Annotated in this window: 5 protein-coding genes; all 5 read left to right on the forward strand. The window is 42.6% G+C overall.

Features of this window, described 5'->3' with window-relative positions:
• Positions 1–548: ash family protein (locus ACLS0A_RS10885; protein WP_416083492.1), on the forward strand; the 548-nt coding region annotated here is incomplete at its 5' end.
• Complete coding sequence (locus ACLS0A_RS10890) at positions 541–864, forward strand: hypothetical protein (RefSeq protein WP_416083491.1); 324 nt, start codon at positions 541–543, stop codon at positions 862–864. The genes ACLS0A_RS10885 and ACLS0A_RS10890, both read left to right, overlap by 8 nt.
• On the forward strand, positions 851–1,078 hold the full coding sequence (locus ACLS0A_RS10895; protein ID WP_416083490.1) for a hypothetical protein: 228 nt from the start codon (positions 851–853) through the stop codon (positions 1,076–1,078). The genes ACLS0A_RS10890 and ACLS0A_RS10895 overlap by 14 nt, the downstream gene beginning before the upstream one ends.
• On the forward strand, positions 1,078–1,221 hold the full coding sequence (locus ACLS0A_RS10900) for a hypothetical protein (RefSeq protein WP_416083489.1): 144 nt from the start codon (positions 1,078–1,080) through the stop codon (positions 1,219–1,221). Before ACLS0A_RS10895 ends, ACLS0A_RS10900 begins: the two co-directional genes overlap by 1 nt.
• 57 nt (positions 1,222–1,278) lie before the next feature.
• Positions 1,279–2,676 (forward strand): DUF927 domain-containing protein (locus ACLS0A_RS10905; protein ID WP_416083488.1); only part of this gene is annotated, 1,398 nt, incomplete at its 3' end.

Genomic DNA, 2,676 nt, shown 5'->3' on the forward strand with positions numbered 1-2,676 from the left:
GAAAGGCTATGAATAAATTTCATAATACACCAAAACGCCTTAAAATCAAGGCATTCACGTCATTTTTTTATCAGTGCGGTGCTTTTTTTGCAGATTTTTGCTTGACAGAAAACACCTTTGAAAATTACAGTATTCTCGCTTTCGCAAAATCGAAAGCCAGCCGTGAGAAGCTGAATAAACAAATGGCGAACAGCACGCCAACCCGTGCTTTTTTTGTTCGTAGATTTCACACCCCCAAAGAAAACCGCCCAGCGGTGATTCTCTCTATGATGGCGTGTAGTGGGCAACCCTTTGCGGTTGGCTGCGTTCCATTTGTCGCAGTTTCTCACCCTGCTACACGCTATCGCCAAACCGTGAGAAGTTTAGCGATAGCCCAAATTATTCAACAAATGGAGCTATCAGCAATGATCTACAAATTTCAATTGCTAGGCACACGCCTACACATTTCAACCTATGCCAAAAGCGAAGCACAAGCCCGCCAATTCTTAAATTTAAGCCGTGAAAAAGCCGTTTTTGTGGCAAGAATGAAAGGGGGCTTATATGTCTAATTCAAATAAAAAAAGCATACAACGCATTAAAAACCTAATGCGCCACTATCGCCCACAACCCAACAAAGAAACGGGATTAAGTGAAAAATTGCAAGCCTTATCTAACTTAATTGGCTTAAACAACTCGCTTTTTGAAGTGATGGATCGCAATTTTCAAGAGTATATGACTTCAAAAGATAAGGAACTGATTTACGCCAAGCAGTGCATTCATTTTGATTTGATGATTATCGCCCAATTACTGAATGACAATTTAGAACGAGAGTTCGACCAATTCAGCACGTTCTTATTAGAGCAAGGGGGCAATGATGATCACTAAACGCATTACCCTACCAGATGGCACGCTTATTGAGTTTTTCGCCAATAATACGGAAGAAATGGCGTTAATGTTGCCAGAATACGCCGAACAGATCGCCCAAAAACGGGCGGCACGCTTGCAGCAGCTAAAAGAAATCCAACGCAACCAGAAAAAAGCCCGCAGAAAGCACCTACAACGCCAAAAGCAGGCAAGACGCAGAACAAGGGGGCAATAATGACGTACACAAAATTGCCTTTATTGGTTGTTTATTTAGCCGCACATATTCCAACGGAAAAAGCCGCCAATCGCTTAAGTCTCGGAAGGCAAGCAAATAAAACAATGCCACAACGGAACAAAACGGCTCAATTACCCGCTTAATTAATTCACCGCCTTATTCATTTAAGGCGGTGAGCAACGCAAAAAAGGTTAGAAATTATGATGAACGGAAAAAGAAAATATCAACCAAGCAAACCAAAACCGCAAGAAGATCAAATCATTCTAATTGGTGATGAAGCGTGGCAAGCGTGGGATAACGGAAATGGCACATTATGGCAAATGCTCAATGAAAACTTGCTTAAATTAGGCTGCGATTTCAAGCCTTATATTTTTGGTGAAAATCCGCTTAAAAATATTCCCGCACTTACCCTTGCACCAAAAACGCAAGAATACATTAAACTGTTTGAATGCGGGCAATTAAGCGAGCAACAACGCACAGCAATTTGCCATAATTTGGCCACAAAAACCGCCGCAAAAGTGGTTTCTTTGCATAATGTTGCAACTGGGGAATTAATCGAAAACTTCAGCCCCTATATTGAGCGCATACGCAAAGGCGAAGCGGAAACGGCAAAAATCATCGCACAAGCCAGCATTGACCAAAACGGCCCGAAAACATCGCCTTACATTGATTATAGAGAGAATGGGCTACTTGAGGGGCTATTTTATGTTGTGCCTAAGCTAGATAAAGACACAGGCGAGGTGCTGCGAGAAGATTTGAAATGGATCTGCGATAAACTGGAATTAGTCGGCAAAGGTAAAAACGAAAACGGCGATTATTTCTATATTTTCCAATGGCACAACCCAGATGAAAAAGAACCCCGCATTGAAGCCATAAATTGCGGTGATTTTGGCACTGATACCGCTTGGCGATTGCTCAAAAATCAAGGCTTTAAAATGACACCGAAAACAGGGATTGCACAAAACCTTGTTGAGCATTTTCACGCCTTGGGGCTGAATGTGCAATGTTGGGCGGTTACGCATTCCACAGGTTGGCATAATGGGGCGTATTTATTGCCTAGCGGTGAGATTTTGGGCGAACCTAGCCAACCTATTATCTTCAAAAACAAAAGCGCCAATGCGGGCGGCTATGACACCAAAGGCACGCTTGAAAGCTGGCAACAAGAAATTGCCCGCTATGCTAACAAAAACACGTCTATGATGTTAGGCATTGCTACCGCCTTAGCTAGCCCACTTTTACGCCTGATTAATGCAAAAAGTTTTGGCGTTCATTTATTCAATTCTTCAAGTAAGGGGAAAACAACCACGCTTAACATTGCCAATAGTCTTTATGGCAACCCTGATTTAATTGATTTGAGTTGGAACACTACCGCCACCGCCTTAAGCAACGAAGCCGCGGCTAGAAATGACGGCTTTATTACCCTTGATGAATTGGGGCAAGCCAAAAAGATTTATGATGTGGAAAATATCGCCTATTCACTTTTCAATGAAAAAGGGCGGGCCAAAGGAATGAAAGAAGGCGGCAATGATGAGCTTTCACGCTGGAAAATCACCGCGCTTTCAACGGGTGAAAAAGACGTAGAAGGCTTTTTGCAATCC

Origin of the sequence: Avibacterium volantium (assembly GCF_049366555.1) — a bacterium.
GTDB lineage: Bacteria > Pseudomonadota > Gammaproteobacteria > Enterobacterales > Pasteurellaceae > Avibacterium > Avibacterium volantium_A.